We start from the raw sequence: 23,218 nt of genomic DNA on the forward strand, positions 1-23,218 counted from the left end.
CAACCGTATAGAACAGTACAGGCAGGATGACAATGAACGGTATAAATTCGATATTATCAACCGTGCCTGATGAACCGAGCCTGGTGTGCAGGTTTATCCATCCAGCACTATGCTTGATGACTTGATATCCCGATCCCAGCGTTCACGCCCGACCTGTTGCCCAATCACCAGCCAACGCACCACCCCGGAGAAAGTTATGCAGCCCCGACGTTTATCCCTTTATTTGATTAATTATCCTTAATTATCCAGACAGCCATCACAATTATCCAGACAGCCATCACTGGGACATAGCTAATCAATTATCCAGACAGCCATCATTAATAATTATCCAGACAGCCATCATTGGGACATAACCGACGAGAAAGCACAGATTTTGCTTATTACGGCGACTCACACGCCGCCCAAAATGGCTAATCGGCTGTTATTTATAAAGAATCAGCTGCTGTTCAAAGATTCAAGCCAAACGCAAACCTTCGGTATGGCCGAATATGTCTGAGAGGGGGGAGGGGGAATAAAATCAGACGGTCATGGTGCGGCTTTGGTAAACCCCCGGAGGTCTCCGATAGCCCAGAATGGAGCAGGCATGGCGCACGTTATCCTCGCGACCTGCAAAAGTGGAAAAGCAACGTTCAAACTGTTCGGTCATCGCCAACCACTGACGCTGTTTCAGCCCAAGTCGCGCCAGAATCGGGGCTGTGCTGGCTTCGATGGCTCCAGGTTTGTCAGCCCGGAGCAGGCGACCAGTCCCGTCAACCAGCGTCAGATAATCGGTGAGTGGCATGGGGATACCTGCCAGCTCTTGCTCTTTGGCGTTGCGGACAAAGGGCAACAAGCAGGTCGGCTGTTGTGTTCGGCTATCGGGATCGGCTGCTGTTTTGGCACGTTCGGCACGGCTTTTGATCGAGGTGTAATCAGACGTTTCCGGCGTGTTGGCCATGCCTGCTCTGACGGGGTTCAGATCGACGTAAGCCATACAGGCGAACAAGGCTGCTTCATCCAAAAGCGCCTGGGACTTGAATCTTCCCTCCCAGAAGCGACCGGTACATGCATCTTCCGCATTGGCTTCGCGAGCAATCGCCTCGTTCAAAACTCGCATAAACCAGCTGATGTCTGACAGGCGCGAACGCCATTCCTCGACCAATATTGTCAGACGTGCCTGTTCGGCTGTGGCCAGCGGTTCGCCGCGCTCAAAACGCTGCGACAGAGGATTACCCTTGAATAATTGATGCCAACGCTGCACCACGTCCAGCTCGGACCAGCTTACCGCCTGATCAGTATCGACGAACAGCACCACATGATAATGATTCGACATCACCGCATAAGCAGCGACCTGAATGGCGAATATTTGAGGCAAGGCCAATAAACGCGCTTCCAGCCAGCCACGACGGTGTTCATAGCAAGCGCCGGAGAACTGGTCTGTACCGCAAAGAAAGGCACGGCGGACGCAGCGAGAAACGCAGTGATACCAAGGGGTGGCCTCGACTGAAACCTGTTGTTTTCTGGGTTTGGGCATCGTTTCTCTCCTTGTTGCGATGAGGGAAATAATAGGCCAATAACCAGCGGGTTGGGTATCAGGAGAAGGTACTAGAGTGGGTGTCCTGAAAGGCTCCTCTGAAAGGCTCTGAAAGGCTCTGAAAGGCTTCCTAGAGTGGGTGTCCTGAAAGACGAGGCCAATAAACGCGCTTCCAGCCAGCCACGACGGTGTTCATAGCAAGCGCCGGAGAGCTGGTCTGTACCGCAAAGAAAGGCACGACGGACGCAGCGAGAAACGCAGTGATACCAGGGGGTGGCCTCGACTGAAACCTGTTGTTTTCTGGGTTTGGGCATCGTTTCTCTCCTTGTTGCGATGAGGGAAATAATAGGCCAATAACCAACGGGTTGGGTATCAGGAGAAGGTACTAGAATGGGTGTCCTGAAAGACGGGGGAGGATCGGTGGGTGTCTGTATTGAGATCTGTATTGAGAGAGGGGTTCCGGAAACTTTCCGTACAAATTGAATGCGCTTTGATTTTGCTCTACAATCTCCAGCATTACGGAATACATCCGTACGCGGGGGACTTATGGCTACAGCGCGTTTAGATATTCGCCTTGATGAAGAGATCAAGGCAAAGGCCGAAAAAGCATCAGCGTTACTTGGTTTGAAGAGTTTAACCGAATATGTGGTTAGGCTTATGGATGAAGATGCAACACATGTAATCGCAGAGCACGAAAGTATCGTGGTTAAAGATAGTGTCTTTGATGAATTCATTGCCGCATGTGACAAAGCAAAAGCACCGAATCAAGCATTGCTTGAAGCTGCTCAATTCACAGGTGAGACCGGCATCAAGTGAGTTGGGGAAAAGAGTTCGTAGAACTTAGTAAATCTAAGCATGATCGCGACTCGTTTGATTGTGGTGAGCAAGAACTGAATATATTTATAAAAACTCAAGCTGCCAAACATATGCAAGCGGGCATTAGCCGGACTATGGTTCTACCTGGGGCTCAGCCACTTTTTAATCAGAAGTATGCAATTTGTGCGTTTTACAGCGTTGCTCCTGGCTCAATCAGTCGAGAAACCTTGCCCGCACAATTAGCAAAGAAACTTCCTGGATATCCAGTTCCTGTTTTTATTTTAGCTCAGTTAGCTGTACATCAGGAATTTCATGGTTCTGGGTTGGGAAAGGTCAGTTTGATCCGTGCTCTTGAATATCTTTGGGGTGTTAATCACTATATGAGAGCTTATGCCATTATTGTAGATTGCCTTACCGATTCAGCGCAGGAATTTTATACAAAGTTTGGTTTTGAAGTTCTGTGTGAACATCGTGGCCGTATTCGTATGTTCTTACCAATGAAAACCGTAGAACAGCTTTTTAGCCGATAGATTACGAATATAAAAAAGTATCAAAAAATAATTTTCAATACAGGAATGCCTAATAAAAACACCCGATAAAACAGTTGTTATTAGGGCATAACCGACGAGAAAGCACAGATCCTATTCTGCCTGTTATGGCGACTCACAACGTCGCCAAAAATAGCTAATCGGCTGTTATTTATAAAGAATAAGTGGTTGTTTGAAGATCTGGCACACTCAGAGGAGTGGGTGTTGACGAGTGTGAAAAGGGCTCGTTATTTTGCTGCATTTGCCGCCTTGCCCTGAACAACGGCAACACTTGTGCAGAGCCGTGCAGGATTAAATAGATGACCCCCAAGCATAAGGAGAGGTTCAGCCCATCATCAAAAATGAAACCTGCATCAGGCAATCAGGTTGTCAGCGCAGGTGCTGGCTTTAATGGCGCCACGCTGGTCGGTACAGGGCAGACACCGGGTTCCGCCAGCCAGAACAACCTGAGTCTTCCCTTCCCGCGCTGTCAATCAGTCTCTTTTTAATTTCATGGTCGAAGCCCGTGGCTTGCGGTTGCTGTGAAAGACTTTTTTCGCAGGTGGCGCTTTGGGCTTTTGTGTTTCTTCACCGCGGCTATTGGCATTGCCACTGGATCTGGAGTCGTTACTGCCAGCGGCTGACGTGTGTGGGCGTTGTTGGTCAGCACTGGCTTGTGCTTTGTGGCTGTTGGCGTTACCGGTATTTTGGTCTGGCGCTGTTTGTTGTGCTGGCTGCGGTTTGGCAGTGGGCTTGTAATGATGGCGTTTGGTGGCCGGTACGGCGATGGCGGTGCCGTCGCCATTTATGCAGATTTTATCTGGTTCGATCAGGATGCGGCGTTCTTTATACAGTTTGCCAATCGCCATTTTGAAGGCCCGTTTGCTGGTGCCAAAGTGCATCTCAATCAGTTCTGCCGGGCTGCGGTCGCTGATATGCAAGACGCCGCCTTTGTCTTTCAGCTTTTTCATGATGCGTTCTGCCAGGCCGTCGGCACGATGGTGGCCAATTCGTTCCAGGCTGATATCAACTTTACCGTCTTCGCGGACTTTTCTGACGTATCCGTCGAGTTTCATGCCAATACGGACGGCTGTACGAATGTCGTCGTTGTGCAGCAGTCCCCACCATTGGTGATTGATAATGGCTTTGTAACCGAGATCGGTACGCTGGGCCAGCAATAGCTTGATGGCGTCTCCGGTTTTAAGCGGTGGCTCGGCATCCTTGTTGTAAATAGTGTTGGCGACGGCCTGATCCTTGATAAAACGATTCAGTTTGGCGCTACCAATCAGGCGTCCGGTGTTGTCTTCGGTAAGGTACACCACGTACGACTTGCCTTGCTCCATACGCTGTTGCTGCTCAGCAAAGGGCACAAACAGGTCTTTGGGCAGCCCCCAATCGAGGAAGGCGCCGGTGTTGTTGATATCGATGGCTTCCAGGCAGGCAGCTTGCCCGAGCTGGATGCGCGGTCGTTGCATGGTCGCGATAATGCGATCTTCAGAATCGAGATACACAAACACCGTGAGTGAATCGCCAATCGCGGTACCTTCAGGGACCTGGCGGTTGGGTAATAACACCTTGCCACCAAAGCCGTCATCCAGGTACATCCCCTGGGGTTGTTGGTCGATCACGGTCAGGGTATGGAACAGTCCGGCTTGTAACATGGTGGTGTCTCAACAGTGCGAATACGAAGAATAAATAAAATAACAGAGGGCTGTTTGACAGCGCTGCTGGTTTGGTGGCTTGCGGGTCAGTTGCGATAAATGGTTTCAATCAAATGAAAGCCGAATTTGGTTTTGACCGGGCCTTGAACCTTGAGTACTGGCCCTTTGAAAACCACATCGTCAAAGGCTTTGACCATATCACCCTTGTTGAATTCGCCGAGGCTGCCGCCATTTTTTTTGGATGGACACTGGGAAAACTTTTGCGCCAGGCGTGAGAAGTCAGCGCCTTTATCCAGTTGGGCCTTGAGTTTGTCGGCTTCTTCGCGGGTTTTTACCAGAATATGGCGGGCGCAGGCGCGAGGCATGGGTAACTCCAAAAATAACAGGACGATGACAGGGTGGTGTTGGCAGCCGCATAGAATAGCAGAAATCAGCTCGGACGGTGGGGATGGCTGGGATTTGAATACGATTGAATCGCTGGCACTTGCCGGGCACACTGGCGGCCGGTGGTAGGTACGACCTGAAACAAACGAGGTGTCTGACGGTGGGAATAACTCTGGATGGGCTGGTGGTTCTGCTTTTGCTGGCAATGATCTGGTGGGGCTGGGCGGTGCAGCAAAAAGTGCGCTTGCTGGCGCATAAACATGTCCGCCAGCGTTGCAAGGCCGACGGCGTGCAGTGGCTGGATGATACCCTGGTGCTGGAGAGTATGAAGCCTGTTGTCGATCGCAATCGCTTGCTGGTTTGGCAGCGCTGTTATGGTTTTGAATTCAGTTCAACCGGGGAGCACCGCTACACCGGTAAGGTGCATATGCGAGGCCTGACGTTGCAATCGATCGAGATGACGGCTTACCGAACCTGACGGGTTGGCTGGTGTTGATAAGCCGGATAGCCCGGATCAGGGACGGGTTGTTTGGTTGGTTAGAAAATCCAGCATCCATTGACCAACCAGGCGAGTGTCGGTGGGCTGTGTCAGCGTGGCCATGCCTGATTGAAAGCGGGATTCGCCGATGCACCGCTGGCGGCGGGGTAACAGGCGGCGCGTGTACTCTGCGGTAAATTCCGGGTGCCCTTGAAAAGCCAGTACCCGGTTGTCGATATAGAAGGCTGCGTTCGGGCAGAAGTGACAGCAGGCCAGTCGGGTGGCGCGAGCTGGCAGTTGTTCAACCTGGTCACGGTGGCTGTAGATCAGCCGGAACTGTTCTGCCGAGTGGCAACTCCATTCCGGTTGCGTCATGACTTGGCTGCTACGAACACCAATCCCCCAGCCACGGTCGCTGCGGGCCGCAATGCCTCCAAGAGTATGAGCCAACAGCTGGTGGCCAAAACAGATGCCGATCAGGGGCTTGTGTGCGGCATACGCCTGCTGCACCCAGAGTGTCAGGGGAGCCAGCCAGTCAACCTCATCGTAGACGCCGGTTTTGGAACCGGTAATCAGAAAGGCGTCACACTCATCCAGCGTTGCGGGCAATTCTCCCCGAGTAACGCGGTAATAACGGAATTCCCAGTCTTGTGCGCTGTCGATAGCGCGAAAAAACCGTTCGAACATACGCCCGTAGGAATGGTAGTCGGCTACCAGGTCGGGGTACAGCTCATCCGTTTCGAGCAGGCCAAGCCGTATCAATGTCGTATTTCCTGTTGCGTGTTGGGTGTGGGCTGGACCGACTGCCGCAAAGGGGTCAGTAAGTCTTCCAGGCCGTTGATCCGGATTTCCAGTGCCAAAGCCATCAATCTGCCCAGTTCACCGTCGGGTAAGCCTTTGTTAACGAACCAGAGTAAATATTCTTCCGGTAAGTCCATCAGGACCCGGCCCTGATATTTGCCAAATGGCATGGTATTGGAAATCAGCCGAATCAGATCGGTTTTGTCGAACATGGTGCATCTTCTCGCTAGGTGGCGGACGATCTTGTTATGTGGGCGCTGTGTCAGGCCGTATAAACCGTGCCTGGTGGCGTGGCTGTTATGTCGCTGTTACATAAATTAGCAAAGATAGCAGGGGTCTGGTAACCGTAATTAGCTGGTCGAGGCTGTTTTTTGATAGAACTCTTTATGCTGTTTAAGTAGGCGCATGTGGTTAATTTTGTTATATAACTGAATGCTGATCAGTCGTACAGTATATATTTTCAGTGGCTGAAAGACTGTTCTGTCAGGCGAACAGGTGAGTTCCTGATGGTCAGTGTACTGGCAATCAAATCACCAGATAGTATTTTTATGGATGGCAGCTCGCTCACTGAATTGCCAGCAGGAGAATAACAGTGGTCAGATATTTATCCGAATCCGCTCCAGCCGATTTGAACAAGGCGGGGGAGGAATACACCCGCCAGCGTCATCGTAATCGTCGTTTGTGCCAGACTGCCGAGCGTTGCGCCCGTGCGTTTGTTGCCAGCAAGGGAGACACGGTTCAGGGTGATCTGGAAAGCATGTTGTTTCTGGTGGCCGATGCCATTGAGGCTGCGGATGCCCTGTTGCTGGTGTTAATGCCGGGCGGTGGCCAGAATGGCCGTATCGAGGCGGTGGCAAGCCAGCAAGGTCCAGAGCCGGTACGTGAGCGGCTGGCCGGGTTTTCGCTGGATGCCCTGATGTCGTCTGCCACAGAGCTGCCGGATATCTATCACTGTCAGGAGGTGCTGGCAGGTCAGTCGATGTCAGACTGGCAATACCTGTTGGGCGGCAAGCCGGGTCTGGTGTTGCCACTGATCAATCAGGGCAAGCTTAAAGCCGTGATGGCATTTGCGTTCGAGCTGGATGACCTGGTGCTGTCGAGGGAAGGCCGGTCGGCCTTGTTGACGCTGGCACATATGGCGGTGGTTTTTACGGATGTCGGGGTGCTGGATGCGGCGCTGCAATGCCAGTTGCAGCGAGTGGCAGAAAAAGAGCATTTGTCCGGCACCGGGAGTTGGGACTTTTACCCGGCGACCAAGCTGTTGCGGGTCTCGCCGCAGCTCAAACAGATTTTTGGATTACAGGAAAATGATGCCATTCATCTACCGTATCTGGCGCGTTGTCTGCACCCGGACGACCGGCAACGGGTTCTGGATCAGATTACCTCCAGCCTGGCTTTGGGGGAGGGTTACCAATTGGAATGCCGGCTGCTGCTGCCGGATGGTCGTCAGCGTCGTGTGCTGGTGCGATCCAATGTAGAGCGTCAGGTCAACGGTGAATTATGGCGTCATGGATTGATTCAGGAGGTTGGCTTGACTCGCCAGCTGGAGAATCAGTTGCCGCTTTATCACCATGTGATCGAACAAATGACCGAAGGGGTGATGGTGCTGTCCAGTGTCGGGCTGGTCGAATTTGTGAATCCGGCATTTTGTCGCATGACCGGCTACAGCGCCGAAGCACTGGCCGGGCAGCACGTGAAAAACCATCATGTATCCCGCCATCCTCCCGCTTTTTATCGTCATGTCCTGATCCGCAGCTGTCGCTCTGGTAGCTGGGTTGGTGAGGTTCGTAGCCAGCATGTGTCGGGTGATCCGGTGACTTATCAGGTGCGGGTGACAGCCATACGTCAGGAGGGAGCATCGGTGCGTTATCTGGCGGTGTTGCTGCAAGGGGTTGTGACCGATCCGGCACCGGCGATGCCAGCGATCCGGCAGGGAAGTTGTGATGCACTCACCGGTCTGCCTGATCGTAATCTGGCGTTGCAACGGATCGATGCGGCGATCGCAGTACTGATCGGGCAGCACCCGCAGAGTCTTCAGGTTGGTGTTGTGGTCATCAATATCGACGACTTCAAGCCGGTGAACGACAGCCTTGGCCATGGGTACGGTGATAAATTACTGAAAGCGTTTGGCCAGCGTTTGGTACGTTGTGGCCTGGAACACGGCAATCTGGCCCGGCTGGGCAGTGATGAGTTTTGTGTACTGATCCCGAACCTGTCTTGTGCCGATGATGCCACGGACGTGATTCAGCGTATCCGTCAGTTGAAGCAGCAATGCTACGACCTGGATGCCGGCTTTGAAGTTTATGTCAGTGTTTGCCTGGGGGTAGCCTTGTACCCACAACACGGCGACACCGCCTTGCAGCTATTGAACAATGCCGATACCGCCTTGCATGCTGCCAAGCGCAGTGGGCGTGATTCGGTGTGTTATTACCATAATGATATGACGCTGAGGGCTGCTGCCCGGCTGGAGCGGATCAACCAGTTGCGGGTGGCGTTGCAGGATGGCCAGGCGTTGCGACTGTTTTATCAACCCCAGGTGAACGCCACAACAGGGGCTCTGGTGGGGCTGGAGGCGCTGATTCGCTGGCAACACCCGCAAGAAGGCCTGTTGTTACCCGACCGGTTTTTGAGTCATGCCCATGATGCCGGGCTGATGCTGGAGGTTGACCGCTTTAGCCTGCAACAGGCCGCGCTGCAGATCTGGCAATGGCGGGATCAGGGGCTGGCGGTGGTACCGGTGGCGGTTAATGTGTCGCAGCAAAGTTTTGTGGCGGGTAATTTGCTGGAGCACCTGCAATCCCTGGTTGAGCGATTTGACTTACAAGCCGGTGACATCGAAATAGAATTGACGGAAGAAGCCTTGTTGGAGCCAACGCCACAGGTGTTGGCGTTGATTGCAGCCATCAACAGGTTGGGTATTGGCCTGGTGATTGATGATTTTGGTACCGGCTATTCATCGCTGGGTTACTTGCACCGGTTTCCCTTGCAGAAACTGAAGATCGATCGCAGTCTGGTCGCCGGGGTAGACAACGCTGGGGATAATCGGGTGATTGCCCGAACGATTGTTAGAATGGCACAAGAACTGAGTTTTGGGCTGGTGGCGGAAGGGGTTGAGAATGTCTATCAGGCGGATTTCCTGAGTCGCTCCGGCTGCGTGGTGCATCAGGGGTTCTGGTATGACCAGGCGCTGGATCCTGAAAGTATCGAAAGGATGTTGGTTGCGTTACCAACCGGGCCGCCATCTGAATAAATCGAACGGGCGACCCGGCAGGCCGACAGGGTTACTCGTAGGTGCAGAAGTAAGCGGTGTCGACCGCGATACGAACCTGGAATTTCTGGTTGGCCGCAATCGCAAAGGATTCACCCTGGGCAAAAGTCTGCCATTCTGATTCACCCGGCAACAGGGTTTCGATGGCGCCGGAAACGACAGTCATGACTTCGTTCTGGCTGGTGCCAAATTCGTATTCGCCCGGCAGCATGACGCCAACGGTGGCTGGCAGGGTGCTTGTTTGCAAGCCAATTGAGGCGACCTTGCCATCAAAATACTGGTTCACTTTCAGCATCAGGTTTACTCCGCAAATAAATGAGCCGGGAGTATAGCGAGTTGCCGCCGAAAGCAGAATAGCGTGTAAATCTTGTTACACAGGCAAGAAATAGCAGGAAATTATTTTTTCTATCCTGTATAGTCCGCCACCCTTTCGACAAACAAACATGTCGGGCCAGGCCGAATGCAGATAGTTGATACCAGAGACCACCATCACTACCGATTGGTGCAGGAATCAGCTCACAGTTCAGACATTGTTCTGAAAGACACGGCCAACGCCCTGCCTCTGTACTGCTATAGGTAATATATGACCGATACGACACCCGCTGGTTTCGCCAGCCTGGGCCTGCCTTTTACTATCCTGCGTACCCTGGAAGAACTGGGCTACGAAGCACCATCACCGATTCAAGCCGCTGGTATTCCGCCTTTACTGGCTGGTCAAGACGTACTGGGTATGGCTCAGACCGGTACCGGTAAAACCGCCGCTTTTGCATTGCCATTGCTGGCACGTACCCAAGCCGACCATAAAACACCACAGGTACTGGTGCTGGCACCTACCCGTGAGCTGGCTCAGCAAGTCTCTGAAGCCATCAAGACTTACAGCCGTCATGTTGATGGCGTGAACGTCACCGCTATTTATGGTGGTACCGATTACGGTATGCAGTTGCGTGACCTGAAACGTGGCCCTCAGTGGGTTGTTGGCACGCCGGGTCGTGTAATGGACCACCTGCGTCGTGGCAGTCTGAACCTGGCCGATATCAAGGCTGTGGTACTGGACGAAGCCGATGAAATGCTGCGTATGGGCTTTATCGACGACGTTAACTGGATTCTGGAACACACACCACGCACCCGTCAGGTTGCCTTGTTCTCTGCGACCATGCCGAAAGAGATTCAGCGGGTTGCCGAAACGCACCTGAAAGATCCGGTACAGGTCAAGATCCAGAACAAAACCACCACCAACTCGAATATTTCCCAGCGTTACTGGTTTGTGAATGGCGCCCACAAGAACGATGCCTTGTTGCGCATCGCCGAAGTGGAAGACTTTGATGCCATGATGGTGTTTGTACGCACCAAACAGGCGACTGAAGAAGTGGCCGAATTCATGCAGCAACACGGTTTCCGTTGTGCACCGCTGAACGGCGATATTCCACAGCAATTGCGTGAAAAAGCGGTTGAGAAACTGAAAGCTGGCCGTCTGGATATGATTGTCGCGACGGATGTTGCCGCACGTGGTCTCGACGTTGAGCGTATTTCTCACGTAATCAACTACGATATTCCGCAAGACACGGAATCTTACGTTCACCGTATTGGCCGTACTGGCCGTGCCGGACGTGAAGGTGCCGCCATTGCTTTTGTTCGTGGTCGTGAAAAACGCATGTTGCGCGATATCGAACGTGCGACCCGTCAGCAAATTGAAGAAATGCAGCTGCCAACCGCAAAAGATGTTAATGCCAAACGTAAGTCACGTTTCCAGGAACGTATTATGGCGGCCATTAACCCAGAGAAAAATACCTTCTATCGTGAGATGGTTGAATCCCTGCAACAGGAACACGAAGTCGACCCACTGGATCTGGCTGCCGCACTGGCAAAACTGACGCAGGGCGACAAGCCGTTATTCCTGGACGAAAACGAAGACCTGCGTGCCCGTCGTGATACCCGCGAGCCGCGTGATCGTAACGACCGCAATGAACGCTCTCCGCGTCAACAGCGCGAACCCCGTAAAGCCGCACCTGATGTTCGTGCCAAGCCATTAAAAGGCAAGCCGGACGTGGATATGCAGCGCTTTTGGGTGGGTGTTGGTTACGACCATGGCCTCAAGCCTGGTAACCTGGTCGGTGCCATCGCCAACGAAGCGGATCTGGAAAGTGCCTTTATTGGTCATATCGAGATCTTCGAACAGTATTCTGTTGTTGATCTGCCCGATGGCATGCCAGAACCGGCCATGGCCGTTTTGCGCAAGGCACGGGTTTGTGGCCAGGCACTGGGGATTCGTCCTTACCGTTCTGAGCTGGCTCTGGCACCGGACGGTGCAGCGCCGCGTCGTGGTCGTAACGACAATCGTCGTGGTGATGCACCGCGTCGTGACAGCCGTCGTCCGGAAGGTGCTGCCCGTAACAGCCGTCCACCACGCAAGAGCAACAGCAGCCAGGGTTAATCAGCCCTGGGTTGATAGCGCCATATTGACTGCTATTGGCTGATCATAAAAAACCGGATGCCGCGAGGCCTCCGGTTTTTTGCGTTACAGGGGGAGTGTGTTGCTGGCAGCAGAGCCTATAACGGCTCAAACATGCCCAGAAAATCCCACCAGAAATAATCCAGCGGTATCAATATCAGCAGACTCGCCAGTGACAGCGGCAGCTGTACCTTGAGAATGCGACCGACCGACTCCCCGGTCATACCAACGGTCAGCAATAATGGCCCCGACTGATAGGGGAACATAATGCTGGAATAGCCCAATACCTGAGTCATCAATACCGTCTCCAGCGCAAAGCCGGACGAATCCGCCAGATGCTGAGCCATCGGTGCCAGCATGGCCGGAGTACCGGCCTGTGTGGTTGGCAGGGTAGACAGAAACGCCGTGGCAGCCAGGGATAAATAGTTACGGAAATGCTCGCCGGGGACCATGGGCATGGCGTATTCCAGTTGTTGCCCAAGCCACTGTCCCAGGCCGCTGCTGTTGATCAGCGCCCCGATGCCAAGTATCCCGGCAATAAATACCAGCATGGTAACGTTCATATTGAATTTCTCGGCATCCACCAGGCCGATGCGAGGCAGCAGCAGAATAATGGCCGCGGCCAACCCAACCCAGGCAGGATTCACACCGTGCCAGCTATCGGTCAGCCAGAAGCCCAGCGCAATGGTGATAATCGCCAGCATATGCCGCTGTGCTCCGGTCAACGGCGCTTGGTCTGACGGTGATGTGCGGGCAGAATGGCCTTGCGCCAAAATCAGATTCGATTCCCGTGCTGGATACGCCCAGAGAATAATCGCGATCAACAGGGCGGATTTGGCCACTCCCAGCACCGGAAAGTGCAACAGCAGAAAATCGGTAAAACCAAACTGGATACCGTACAGCGAATCGGCCGCGCCACTCAGTACCATATTGGGGATATTGGCCGGAAGAATGGAAACGGTCGGGATATGAGAGCCAATAGCTACCGCGATCAGAATGCCGGAGCGCCCAGGGCTGCCGGGCTGAAAGCCAAGCCGGCTGGCCAGTGCCATGACAATCGGCAGCATCATGACCAGTCGCCCCATTGAGGACGGCATTAAAAAGCCAAGCAGCAGGCTCATTATAACCAGGCCAATAATCAGTCGTTGATAACTGCCAGCCAGCAAGGTTTGCAGAACACGGGCGAGACGATCTCCCAGGCCGGTATTCTTGATGCCCATTCCGATAACGGTACCAGCAAAAATCAGCCACAGCGCGGTGGAGGCAAAGCCCGAGAACACATCAATCGGAGTGGCCAGATCACACAGAATCACCACCAGAAAAAAAATCAGCGCTGTCAGAAATTCTGGAATCACACTGGTCGACCAGAGCGGAATAATCAGCAGCACCAGCGCCAGAGTCTGATTCTGGGTACTGTCAAGCGAGTCCAGTGGGGAGAGCAGTACAAAGGTTGCCAGCCCTGCCATAACCAGTAAAAACAAATATTTGGGATGTTTGAGTAACACCGGATGTTGCTCCATTTATTGCGTCTATTACATCTGTCGGTACTGATACCGGTACCGAGAGTAGGTGTTGCGAATACAGCGACTATTGTGTCACGCTTTGTTTGTGTAAAAAGACGACAGAACGCCAATGAATATCGAAATTACGCCAGGATTGGCCCATCATCAGCTGGCTGAGTCATCGCACCCTGATACGCGGTGTCTGGTGGAAGGGTTTGGTCGACAAATGAGCAGCTGCCTCGACCCACAGCGGCCGGTGCTGTATCTGGATGAAGACCTGCCATCCGGCTCGTTACGATTGCCGCATGAACATGTGCGGGGGCAACTGGCCTGGGCCGCCACCGGCGTCTTGCGGGTTAATACCGACGCCGGTAGCTGGCTGGTACCACCGAGTCATGCGGTCTGGATTACGGGTGGCTTGCGCCATGAAATTCTGGTGGTCAGCCCGGCTTCCATCCGGTATTTGTTTGTCGACCCTTCGGTGTGTGAGCGTTTGCCGGATGTCTGTCAGGTGATGTCGGTGACGCCGCTGTTACGTGAACTGATTCTGAGGCTTCTGACGTTTGACTTGTCGGTACCGGCACAAGGCAAACCGGCCCGCCTGATTCAGGTGTTGCTGGACGAACTGGCCGGTCTGGAAACGTCACCGTTACACCTGCCTGTTGGCCAGGACAGACGTCTGCTGGCAGTGATGAACATCCTGATCAACAACCCGGCTGACAGTCGTTCATTACCGCAATTGGCCACCGTTGCCGGGGCCAGTCCCCGTACCCTGGAACGCTTGTTTCGCAGTGAAGCGGGGCTGAGTTTTCGCCAGTGGCGGGCACGCTTGCGACTGATGGAAGCGGTGCAACGACTGGGTAAAGGCGAGAGCAGTGCAGCCATTGCACTGTCGTTGGGTTATGCCAGCAGCAGCGCATTTGTGGCCGCTTTCCGGCGTTATTTTGGGCAGCCGCCCCAACGCTTTGCCCATCAGGGCGGTGCCTGAGTATTCTGCCTGTATAGCGATAGTGATGCTGGCCAAGGTGCTGACCGACTGGTCAACAAACTGGACGATCCTGTCTTTCTGGCAGATTCCTCGACTGACCGACTGGTTCTGTTACGCCGGGCACGAGACAATAACCGGCTTGATGGTCGCGTCTTTTTAGGCGATTGTTTTTTTGTAATTGAGGCAACCGACAGAGCAACATGACTGATTTCAATCAATGGCTGTGCGCCATGCCAAAAGCAGAACTCCATTTGCACATCGACGGTAGCCTGCAGGCCAGCCGCCTGCTGCAGTTAGCCGCCAAAAACGGAGTGGCGATTCCTTACGACAGCGTGGCGTCGGTCGAGGCTGCTTATAACTTTCAGGATCTGCAAAGCTTTCTGGATTTGTATTACCTCGGCGCTTCGGTTCTGCGTGATGAGGAAGACTTTTACCACCTGATGAAGGACTACCTGGATAAGTGCCGTGAGCAGCATATTGTTCATACCGAGATCATGGTAGAGCCTCAGACCTACCTGCCTCATGGCGTGGCGGTTGAAACCGTATTAAACGGCTTTCGGGCAGCGATTCAGGATGCCAAGGCAGAGTGGGGCCAGTCGGCGCTGATGATTCTGAGCCTGCTGCGCCATCTGAGTGAAGAGGAAGGCCTGGCCATGCTGGAAAGCGTAAAGCCGTATCGCGATGATTTTGTCGCCATCGGCCTGGCCAGTGCCGAGCAAGGCAATCCACCGGAAAAATTTGCCCGCCTGTATCAGGCCGCCAAAGATCAAGGCTATCAGCTGATTGCCCATGCCGGAGAAGAAGGGCCGCCGGAATATATCTGGGGAGCGCTGGATATACTGAAAGTGGATCGTGTGGATCATGGTGTGCGCAGTGTGGAAGACGCTGCCCTGGTACAACGCTTGATTGACGAGCAGGTGCCGATGACAGTATGCCCATTATCTAACGTGCGTTTGAGGGTGTTCGACACCATGGCTGACCACAATATTCTGGCCATGCTGGAGCAGGGCCTGTGTGTGACGGTAAATTCGGATGATCCCACGTATTTTGGTGGTTTTATCAATGAAAATTTCACCGCACTGGCCGACGACCTGGGTATGACCAAGGCGCAAGCCGTGCAACTGGCGGCGAACAGCTTCCGGGCCAGCTTCCTGAGTGATACCGACAAACAGGCATTTGAGCAGCAGTTGCAGCAGTACGCCGCTGGCTAATGCAGCAACAAGGCGGGCGGTGGTTTAGCCGTCCCAGCCTTCGTCATCCATATCATCAAAGCGGCTATCGGTTTTGTTCTGGGATTTGTCTTTGATGATCTTGGCCAGCCAGAACTCTGGCGTGCCGTTTAACTGCTGCTGGATGTCGGCAATCAGATCTTCCACATCCGGCCCACCACTGACCTTGATCGGGTTGATTCCCAGCGCGATCAGTTGTCGGGAGGCTGACCCGCCAATCGAACCACAGTAGACAACGTCGGCTCCGACCAACCAGGACAGCTTGGGCTTCAATTTGTCTTCGTTACCATCTTTCTTTTCGTAGCCAAAGGATTGGCTGGCCAGCAGTTCGGCCGAGTCCGCGTTTACCGCAAACAGATAAAACGCCTGGGCCGAGCCAAAGTGTTGATCAACCATATCGCCATCCATCGAGGCGAAGGCAACCAGTATGGATTGGGGGTCCGCTGGTACGTCGGCGACACAGGCGACACTTGTCAATTCGTTCATACTCTCTCCGCTGCTGAAGGCTCAATCATACTGGGGCTCTGCTGACAGAAGTTGCAAGCAGCAGGCCATAAGGCGGAGCGACAGAGGAATATTTATTCTAATAAAATCAAAAGCTTATTATTTAAAGAAGGAGCATTGAGGCGGTGATGTATGGCAGCGGACAGGTTTTTGTCGGCTTTGCGACAAAAGCCTGTCCGCCAGGCAGCTCACGAAAACGACTCAGGCAAGAGCGGTGTTGTGCTCCAGAGCGGCCTGGAGTTCCGGTTTGATCTGGCTGATCCAGCCTCGCATGCGTTGTTCGGTTTCCAGCCCTTGATTTTTATTGTCGAGGGCGAGGCCGACAAAGCGGTTATCGATGACGGCTCTGGAATGCGAATAAAGGTAGCCATCGGTACTCCAGCTACCAATGATGTTGGCACCCAGGCCCTTGAACAGGCTGTATAACTCAAACATGGCATCGCAATAACGATCGCCGTATTTGACCTGGTTACCCAACCCATAAATCGCGACCGTTTTACCGCTGAAATCGGCCCCTTCCAGTTGTGGCAAAAAATCCAGCCAGCTGCCACTGCGGATATTGGTGGCGGTGCCAGGCAATTGCCCTTCAGCATAAGTCGCTGTGCCGATAATCAGGGCTGGATATTGCAGCAGGTCGTCGAGGCTGGCCCGGTTGATGTTCAACGGCTTGGCCGCGAGTTCATCGCCCAGTAATTTGGCCATTTTTTTCCCGATCAGGCGGGTTGTACCGGTGTCCGTACCAAAAAAGATGCCTACTTGATTCATAGCTGAATGCCTCTGCTGGATGCGTGGATGACATGGCACCTGCAAGATAAAAACCAGAACAAGGATAACCACCGATTGTGCCTGCAGGGCTGGCAGGCTGTGGCCTGGCGCTGTCGCGACCGGCATGCTGGTGAACCCGGAGCAGGCCAGTCATGTACGCTAGCCGACTCGAATATGTATTGAATATAACAATGTCGCAGTTCAGTAACCCGGGCATGTATCCATGGGCACGGATGGCAGGTGTGCGGATGGCAGGGGCAGGTTGCGTTATTTCAACAAAGGAAGGTTTATAAACAGAAAACGTCTGGTTGTTACTCCAGAGTTCAAACACAAAGTGTATCCTTGCTGAGGGATCAAAGGGGATACCATTACCGAAGCCTGCCCAGCGGCAGGCGTTAACTGTTTTCCCTGCTAACCATAACCATAACCATAACCATAACCATAACCATAACCATGGAAGGAGTGCTGATGACGAATTATTCGGGTTCGTGCCTGTGTGGCGCTGTGAGTTTTACCATAACCGGTGAGTTTGATCGTTTTTATTTGTGTCATTGCCAGCACTGCCAAAAAGACACAGGGTCGGCTTATGCGGCCAATCTGTTTTCTTATACCGCTGAATTGGTCTGGCAGTCGGGAGCCGAGGCTGTGACCTCTTTTACGCTTCCCGGCACTCGCCATAACAAGAGTTTTTGTCAGCGTTGTGGTTCCGCATTACCCTGCACTCAGAGCGCAGGTTTGCTTGTTGTTCCAGCAGGGTGTCTGGACACGGACATCACCATGTTACCAACCGCGCATCTCTTTTTATCCAGCAAAGCGACCTGGGAAGAGGGCTTGGAGGAGGTGGCGAAGTTCGATGGGCTGCCCGATTGAACTAACGAGCCGCCGTGAGGACGCAGCGGCTCGTTGTTATGACGCTGGGAGCCAGGCTCAGTCATCGATCCGGCTTTGTGGTGCTTCCATAACGGGTGAGCCCCACAAGTCGTATTCATCGGCGTGTTCGATTTCCACGTCGATGATATCGCCGGGTTCGCACTCATGGAATTCGTTCAGGTACACCATGCCGTCGATATTGGGGGCGTCGCCCATGGTGCGGCCAACGGCCCCTTCGTCGTCGATCTCATCAATAATAACCGGCATTCGCTGACCAATCTTGCGGGCCAGTTTGCGGGTGCTGATAACTTGCTGGGTTTGCATAAAGCGGTCGAAGCGTTGTTGCTGGATTTCGGGGTCAACGTGGTCGGGCAGGTCGTTGGCTTTGGCACCGTCGACCGGGCTGTATTTGAAACAACCGACGCGGTCGAGTTCGGCTTCTTCGAGCCAGTCGAGCAGCAGCTGGAAGTCGTCTTCAGTTTCACCGGGAAAACCCACCACAAAGGTGGAGCGGATCACCAGTTCAGGGACAATCGAACGCCATTTTTTGATCCGTTCCAGGGTGTTCTCAGCGTGAGCCGGCCGTTTCATCAGTTTCAGAATACGTGGGCTGGCGTGCTGGAACGGAATATCCAGGTACGGCAGGATTTTGCCTTCGGCCATCAGCGGCAGTACGTCATCAACGCTGGGGTAGGGGTAAACATAGTGTAGGCGTACCCAGGCACCGAGATTGCCGAGTTCGTTACACAGGTCGAACAGTCGGGTTTTAACCGGTTTGCCGTTCCAGAAATCGGTGCGGTATTTACGGTCAACGCCATAAGCGGAGGTGTCTTGTGAGATCACCAGGATTTCACGGGTACCGGCTTCGACCAGGCGTTTGGCTTCGTCCAGTACGTCTCCAATCGGGCGGGAGACGTGTTTGCCGCGCATGTCGGGAATAATGCAGAAAGTACAGCTGTGGTTGCAGCCTTCGGATATTTTCAGGTACGAGTAGTGACGCGGGGTCAGCTTGACGCCTTGCGGTGGCAGCAGGTCGGTAAAGGGGTCGTGTTCCTTGCTGACCGGTGGCACCCACTCGTGGACGGCGGTCATGACTTCTTCGTAGGCCTGGGGGCCGGTGATGGCGAGAATATTCGGGTTTTGTTCGCGGATGGTCTCGGCGTCTTTGCCCTTGCCCATACAGCCAGTCACGATCACCTTGCCGTTTTCGGCCATGGCTTCGCGAATGGCTTCCAGTGATTCCTGTTTGGCGTCGTCGATAAAACCGCAGGTATTGACTACCACCACGTCGGCATCGTCGTAGCTGTTGACCACATCGTAGTTATCTATGCGCAGTTGCGTCAGAATGCGTTCGGAGTCGACCAGCGCCTTCGGGCAGCCAAGGCTTACAAAGCCTACTTTGCCGCTGCGGCCAGCCGTCCCTGAGCCGGTAGACGGGGTGACGGAAGGAGTTGTGTCGGAGTGGTCTGTCATGCGTCGTCTCTGTAAGCCGAAGGAAAAAGTAAGCCTGTGACACCGTTCGGGTAGAACAAGTATCACGACGGGCTCTGATTCAAAAAAGTGCGTCAGTTTACCTGACTGCAGCGCTCTCGTCATGGCAGTCTGCAACCGCGCTGAGGCTCTGCTATTGTCCGCGGCGGCTGTCAGAAATATGGTCAAGGGTGTGCAGGCGATGTGTTACGCAAAGAGGGAACAGGAAATGAGTGTAGTGGTGGATGCAGGACGCGGGGCCGGGCGAGGTGTGGTGGGCGGACTGTTGCTGTGGGTATCGCTGGTGCAGCCGTTATGGGCTGGCGAGTATTATATTTGCACGGACGCGGCGGGTAAAAAGCTGTTTTCGCAAATGCCTTGCCCGGATCATTACCCATCGGAACAAGCACAATCGTATGAAGTACCGGCGAATACCGGGGCGTTGTTGTCACCGGATGCTGCCAGTGCCGGGGATCGTCAGATCAGTGATGATAATCCGGGGCTTAAAAACCTGACTGCCAATAATCGGCGTCTGGTATTGCAGCGTCAGCTGGCCCAGGCTCAAAAAAGGTTGTCGCAGCTGTCACAGCAGCAAACGCAGGCGTTGGCGGCATTGCAGCAAACCCGCGATGGCATTGCTGGTACCAATGCTGTTAATCGTCGCCAGCAACTGGATGATCAGATTAACGCACAAAAAGAGCAATATGAGTCGCAACGACAGGCGTTAACCCAGCGTATTGAGGCGTATCAATCAGAGTTGAATCAATTGTCGAGCGAGCGTTGAGCGAATGTTGCACCAGACACAGTGGCCAGGTGAGTGAGCATGTCTGCAGCCCCGAAAATACTGTTGTTGTCGGCGTATCGTTCGGACAGTCATGGTTACTGGGCCGACTGGTTACAGGAGGAACTGGATGCCGACTGGCGGGTACTGGAACTGCCCGGACGCTATTTTCGCTGGCGTATCCGCGGCAATCCCTTGTCGTGGCTGGATGAACTGGCTCAGTTACTGACAGCGTGGCAACCCGATCGGATTTTAGCCACCAGCATGGTGGACCTGGCGACGCTCAAGGGGTTGTTTCCAGCGTTGGCCGGTGTGCCCTGCAGCTATTATTTCCATGAGAACCAGTTTGCGTACCCGGTGGCGAGTGGGCAGCACAGCTCAATTGATCCCTTGATGGTGCAGCTGTATGGCGCGTTGGCGGCGGATGAACTGCTGTTTAACTCCCGTTTTAATCAGCAGAGTTTTCTTGATGGTGTGGATGCACTGTTGCAGCGTCTGCCGGATCATTTACCTGAAAATATTGCTATCCGGCTGGAGAAAAAATGCCGGTGGTTGCCAGTGCCTGTGGTGGTTCCGGAGCCAACTGAGAATGCTCAAAACAATATTATACCGTTATCTTCTACAGCGGAGGCGGGTGCCAATGCCGATGTCACTGCAGTCCCGCGGAGTACGCCATTGCTGCTTTGGAATCATCGCTGGGAATACGATAAGCAACCGGAAGATTTTCTGCAGTTGCTGACTGTTTTGAAGGGGCAGGGTATCGCTTTTCGTTTGGCCTTGCTGGGGCCTCGGCCGTCACGGGTGCCGGCGGCGCTGATGGCTATTCGGCAACAGTTTGCCGAGGCCATTGTGGTGGATGGTCGGGTCAGCCGGGGAGCGTATATTGGCTGGTTAATCCAGGCGGATGTGGTGGTCAGTACTGCTATTCATGAGTTTCAGGGCGTGTCGGTACTGGAGGCTGCTGCGATGGGAGCCATTCCCTTGGTGCCGGATGCGTTGTGTTATCGCGAGCAGTATCCGGCAATGTGTCGGTATCCACCCGGCGATATGGTGGCTGCCGGACGTTGTCTGGTCGGGCTGTTGGGTCAACCCAGGCCTGAGTTGCTGTTGCGGCCATGGTTGGCCAATGATCCAGAGCATCGGGTCTGTCAGCCGGATACGGGCGCGACAGTATTGGCCAGTGAAGGCTGGCAGCAGTGGTTGCTTAACCAGAGTATTGATGGGCAGTAAGCGCATAAAGGCAGCAACTCTTGCCTGATCGGTGGGGAGTTGCCTTGCGGGATGTTATTGCTGCTGCTGTAACCACTGCTGGAAGGCGGCCTTGTCATTGTCGCTACTGGCGGCCCAGATATCCTGTAGCTGTTCCAATCGGGTGACACCGTCCTGAATGCTGTCGGCTGCTACGTAGGTGACATTATCTTTCTGCTTGATAACCGGTTGGCCGGTGATTTTGTGATTATCACCAATCAGCCAGATCGGAGAGCTGCTTTGTAATTCTTCGGCCTGGTCTCGGTCCCTGACTGGGGCATGGGTCAAAACATAGCGTTGGCTGGCACGAAAATCACTGTCGATGGCAACCGGTTGCCAGCGAATCAGATAGCCGGATTCGTCAGGCGTATTCCAGTTTTCTTCGTACTGCACCACGATGCGCTGGCTGCCTTCGGTGAGCAACAGTCGGTATTGGCCGGTGTAGAGGTTGGGTGAGTCGACATTCTGACCATTGATTGCCAGTACTCGCAGGGTTGACGGCACAATGACCTCGACATCGCCCTGGCCCAGGGTAGGGAGGTCGTTCGACGGCTGCACGGAGGAGACCGAGCAGGCCCAGAGCAGGGAGGTCATGGCAACGAATATGGCTTGCAGAATTTTCATTAGTACACAATCTTCAGTAGCAGGTGTTGGGTAGTGTCTGGTAATGCCTTTGGGTGGAGTCTTCTGACCGTATACCGGTGAGGTACTGGATGGCGCTGGTATCGTGTCAGTATCAAAGACCAAAAAGCCCACTCAGCAGAGTGGGCTTATGGGGGCTACGATAGCTCATCAGATTGCGTCAGCCCATACCACACAGGTCTTAAGTGCTCTCCGTATCCGTGTTACTACCTGTACTACGACGGAGGGAGTATGGGCCGATGATTTCTGTTAGCGACTTAGAAGTCGTAGCGCACACCCAGCTCGGCCAGGGTTTTGGCATCGCCATGGTCGCGGACAGTATCCAGGCGCTCAACCGACAGCCAGACTTGCATTTGCTTGTCGAGGGCGTTGACGTATTCCACTTTTTTGGAGGCCAGATCGCCGCTGTCATCACAGCTGTTCAGAGCGTAACGGGCGTGTACTTTATGGACACCCATTTTGTAGGCACCGTATACCGCGTTGGTGGCAGTTGCTTCACCTGAACAAATGTTGCTGGTGGTGAAGTCATAGTCACTTTGGGCGCGTTGGGTAAAGGCAGACAGTGTCAGCTGGTCTGCGGTGTACCAGACGCGAGCACCCAGCAGCATGCCTTCGTTGTCACCGGTCTTGTCTTTCAAAAGCGCAACCTGGCCTTTGAAATTGCCAGTCTTGTATTCGGCACCGGCTTGTAATGAGTCGATGTTGTTGCCGTCAGAGCTGTTGCCGGAACCGGTATTTTCGGTCTGGATACCAGCACCGACCGTCAGGCCACCGTTTTTGTAGTAGTAATGGGTCAGGCCGTCATCACGAATGCTGTACATACGCAGGCTGTCTGAACCATTGCTGAAGTAAGCGCCACGAACAAATTTGTGCCATACCGTGGTTTGTGAACCGTGGTACAACTCACCAAACTTGCCTTTGATACCGACGTAACCCAGACGCAGGCTCAGGCCTTCTTTTTGGTGGTAGTGGTCAACTTCGTATTCCAGCTGGGCAACAGCGGTCAGGCCGTGGTCCAGCTTTTTGCTGCTTTTGATACCAATACGAGACAGTTCGTCATCACTGCCGATGGCTTTGTCGTCTTTATTCAGGGCAATCCGGAGAGAACCGTAAAAATCCACGTTGGCTTCTGCGGCGAAGGCAGCGGTGGTCATCAGGCTCAGGGAAATGGCTGTTGCGATCCTGGTCAGTTTCATTGTTTCACTCTCATTATTGTTATTGGCCTATGGCCGATCTTCGTTATCAACACATGTGCGTCATTACCGGCCTGAATGTTTCAGGGCCGGTAATGGGCAGGGTCATACAAGGTCGTACAAGTAGAA

22 protein-coding genes are annotated in these 23,218 nt (G+C 53.7%); 10 read left to right on the forward strand and 12 right to left on the reverse strand.

The annotated features are described in order from the left end of the window. Nucleotides 1-517: 517 nt before the first annotated feature. A complete protein-coding gene (locus tag Q8W32_RS00005) occupies nt 518-1,513 on the reverse strand; it encodes a transposase (RefSeq protein WP_305413113.1) in 996 nt (331 codons plus the stop codon). Nucleotides 1,514-2,059: 546 nt separating this feature from the next. On the opposite strand from Q8W32_RS00005, the gene Q8W32_RS00010 reads away from it, so the two are divergent. Together Q8W32_RS00010 and Q8W32_RS00015 are read left to right on the forward strand one after the other, a co-directional pair. Then, nucleotides 2,060-2,329 carry a DUF1778 domain-containing protein gene (locus Q8W32_RS00010; RefSeq protein ID WP_303434936.1) on the forward strand — a complete coding sequence of 90 codons (270 nt, stop codon included), beginning with the start codon at nt 2,060-2,062 and terminating at the stop codon, nt 2,327-2,329. Further along, on the forward strand, nt 2,326-2,859 hold the full coding sequence (locus Q8W32_RS00015) for a GNAT family N-acetyltransferase (protein WP_305413114.1): 534 nt from the start codon (nt 2,326-2,328) through the stop codon (nt 2,857-2,859). Before Q8W32_RS00010 ends, Q8W32_RS00015 begins: the two co-directional genes overlap by 4 nt. A 491-nt stretch (nt 2,860-3,350) precedes the next feature. Here the strand turns inward: Q8W32_RS00015 and Q8W32_RS00020 are convergent, their stop codons facing one another. Together Q8W32_RS00020 and Q8W32_RS00025 are read right to left on the reverse strand one after the other, a co-directional pair. After that, nucleotides 3,351-4,517 (reverse strand): S1 RNA-binding domain-containing protein, encoded by a 1,167-nt coding sequence (locus tag Q8W32_RS00020; RefSeq protein ID WP_305413115.1) that lies wholly within the window; start codon nt 4,515-4,517, stop codon nt 3,351-3,353. 86 nt (nt 4,518-4,603) lie between these two features. Then, a complete protein-coding gene (locus tag Q8W32_RS00025; protein WP_305413116.1) occupies nt 4,604-4,882 on the reverse strand; it encodes a peptidylprolyl isomerase in 279 nt (92 codons plus the stop codon). Between the two features lie 179 nt (nt 4,883-5,061). On the opposite strand from Q8W32_RS00025, the gene Q8W32_RS00030 reads away from it, so the two are divergent. Beyond that, nucleotides 5,062-5,379, forward strand: coding sequence for a DUF3301 domain-containing protein (locus tag Q8W32_RS00030; protein WP_305413118.1), 318 nt, complete (start codon nt 5,062-5,064; stop codon nt 5,377-5,379). A 36-nt stretch (nt 5,380-5,415) separates the two neighbouring features. On the opposite strand, the gene Q8W32_RS00035 is transcribed toward Q8W32_RS00030, so the two are convergent. Further along, complete coding sequence (locus tag Q8W32_RS00035) at nt 5,416-6,141, reverse strand: GMP synthase (protein WP_303434378.1); 726 nt, start codon at nt 6,139-6,141, stop codon at nt 5,416-5,418. Further along, nucleotides 6,138-6,392, reverse strand: coding sequence for a DUF3820 family protein (locus tag Q8W32_RS00040; RefSeq protein ID WP_303434380.1), 255 nt, complete (start codon nt 6,390-6,392; stop codon nt 6,138-6,140). Before Q8W32_RS00040 ends, Q8W32_RS00035 begins: the two co-directional genes overlap by 4 nt. Before the next feature lie 380 nt (nt 6,393-6,772). Between Q8W32_RS00040 and Q8W32_RS00045 the strand changes: the two genes are divergently transcribed. After that, nucleotides 6,773-9,430 (forward strand): bifunctional diguanylate cyclase/phosphodiesterase, encoded by a 2,658-nt coding sequence (locus Q8W32_RS00045; protein ID WP_305413122.1) that lies wholly within the window; start codon nt 6,773-6,775, stop codon nt 9,428-9,430. Nucleotides 9,431-9,461: 31 nt separating this feature from the next. Here the strand turns inward: Q8W32_RS00045 and Q8W32_RS00050 are convergent, their stop codons facing one another. Continuing rightward, nucleotides 9,462-9,743: a pyrimidine/purine nucleoside phosphorylase gene (locus Q8W32_RS00050; RefSeq protein ID WP_303434383.1), complete on the reverse strand. Its 282-nt coding sequence runs from the start codon at nt 9,741-9,743 to the stop codon at nt 9,462-9,464. A 288-nt stretch (nt 9,744-10,031) separates the two neighbouring features. Between Q8W32_RS00050 and Q8W32_RS00055 the strand changes: the two genes are divergently transcribed. Beyond that, nucleotides 10,032-11,879 carry a DEAD/DEAH box helicase gene (locus Q8W32_RS00055; protein ID WP_305413124.1) on the forward strand — a complete coding sequence of 616 codons (1,848 nt, stop codon included), beginning with the start codon at nt 10,032-10,034 and terminating at the stop codon, nt 11,877-11,879. Between the two features lie 116 nt (nt 11,880-11,995). Here the strand turns inward: Q8W32_RS00055 and Q8W32_RS00060 are convergent, their stop codons facing one another. Further along, nucleotides 11,996-13,402 (reverse strand): SLC13 family permease, encoded by a 1,407-nt coding sequence (locus tag Q8W32_RS00060; RefSeq protein WP_303434387.1) that lies wholly within the window; start codon nt 13,400-13,402, stop codon nt 11,996-11,998. A gap of 127 nt (nt 13,403-13,529) precedes the next feature. Between Q8W32_RS00060 and Q8W32_RS00065 the strand changes: the two genes are divergently transcribed. Continuing rightward, nucleotides 13,530-14,387, forward strand: coding sequence for a helix-turn-helix domain-containing protein (locus tag Q8W32_RS00065; protein ID WP_305413126.1), 858 nt, complete (start codon nt 13,530-13,532; stop codon nt 14,385-14,387). A 200-nt stretch (nt 14,388-14,587) separates the two neighbouring features. After that, complete coding sequence (locus Q8W32_RS00070; RefSeq protein WP_305413128.1) at nt 14,588-15,598, forward strand: adenosine deaminase; 1,011 nt, start codon at nt 14,588-14,590, stop codon at nt 15,596-15,598. A 24-nt stretch (nt 15,599-15,622) separates the two neighbouring features. Here Q8W32_RS00070 and Q8W32_RS00075 read toward each other — a convergent pair whose 3' ends face one another. Further along, nucleotides 15,623-16,102 carry a NifB/NifX family molybdenum-iron cluster-binding protein gene (locus Q8W32_RS00075; protein WP_303434390.1) on the reverse strand — a complete coding sequence of 160 codons (480 nt, stop codon included), beginning with the start codon at nt 16,100-16,102 and terminating at the stop codon, nt 15,623-15,625. 219 nt (nt 16,103-16,321) lie between these two features. Next, complete coding sequence (locus Q8W32_RS00080) at nt 16,322-16,885, reverse strand: flavodoxin (RefSeq protein ID WP_303434391.1); 564 nt, start codon at nt 16,883-16,885, stop codon at nt 16,322-16,324. A gap of 468 nt (nt 16,886-17,353) precedes the next feature. On the opposite strand from Q8W32_RS00080, the gene Q8W32_RS00085 reads away from it, so the two are divergent. Next, nucleotides 17,354-17,755, forward strand: coding sequence for a GFA family protein (locus Q8W32_RS00085; RefSeq protein ID WP_303434392.1), 402 nt, complete (start codon nt 17,354-17,356; stop codon nt 17,753-17,755). A 57-nt stretch (nt 17,756-17,812) separates the two neighbouring features. Here Q8W32_RS00085 and rimO read toward each other — a convergent pair whose 3' ends face one another. After that, complete coding sequence (gene rimO / locus Q8W32_RS00090; RefSeq protein WP_305413132.1) at nt 17,813-19,228, reverse strand: 30S ribosomal protein S12 methylthiotransferase RimO; 1,416 nt, start codon at nt 19,226-19,228, stop codon at nt 17,813-17,815. A gap of 226 nt (nt 19,229-19,454) precedes the next feature. Between rimO and Q8W32_RS00095 the strand changes: the two genes are divergently transcribed. After that, nucleotides 19,455-20,009 carry a PspA/IM30 family protein gene (locus Q8W32_RS00095; RefSeq protein WP_305413134.1) on the forward strand — a complete coding sequence of 185 codons (555 nt, stop codon included), beginning with the start codon at nt 19,455-19,457 and terminating at the stop codon, nt 20,007-20,009. A gap of 39 nt (nt 20,010-20,048) precedes the next feature. Next, complete coding sequence (locus Q8W32_RS00100) at nt 20,049-21,236, forward strand: DUF3524 domain-containing protein (protein ID WP_305413136.1); 1,188 nt, start codon at nt 20,049-20,051, stop codon at nt 21,234-21,236. Between the two features lie 54 nt (nt 21,237-21,290). Here the strand turns inward: Q8W32_RS00100 and Q8W32_RS00105 are convergent, their stop codons facing one another. Next, nucleotides 21,291-21,878 carry a DUF2057 family protein gene (locus Q8W32_RS00105; protein WP_305413138.1) on the reverse strand — a complete coding sequence of 196 codons (588 nt, stop codon included), beginning with the start codon at nt 21,876-21,878 and terminating at the stop codon, nt 21,291-21,293. 275 nt (nt 21,879-22,153) lie between these two features. After that, nucleotides 22,154-23,092 carry a porin gene (locus tag Q8W32_RS00110; RefSeq protein WP_303434397.1) on the reverse strand — a complete coding sequence of 313 codons (939 nt, stop codon included), beginning with the start codon at nt 23,090-23,092 and terminating at the stop codon, nt 22,154-22,156. Nucleotides 23,093-23,218 lie beyond the last annotated feature (126 nt).

It is taken from the genome of Oceanobacter sp. 3_MG-2023 (assembly GCF_030688925.1).
Classification (GTDB): Bacteria; Pseudomonadota; Gammaproteobacteria; order Pseudomonadales; family Oceanobacteraceae; genus Oceanobacter.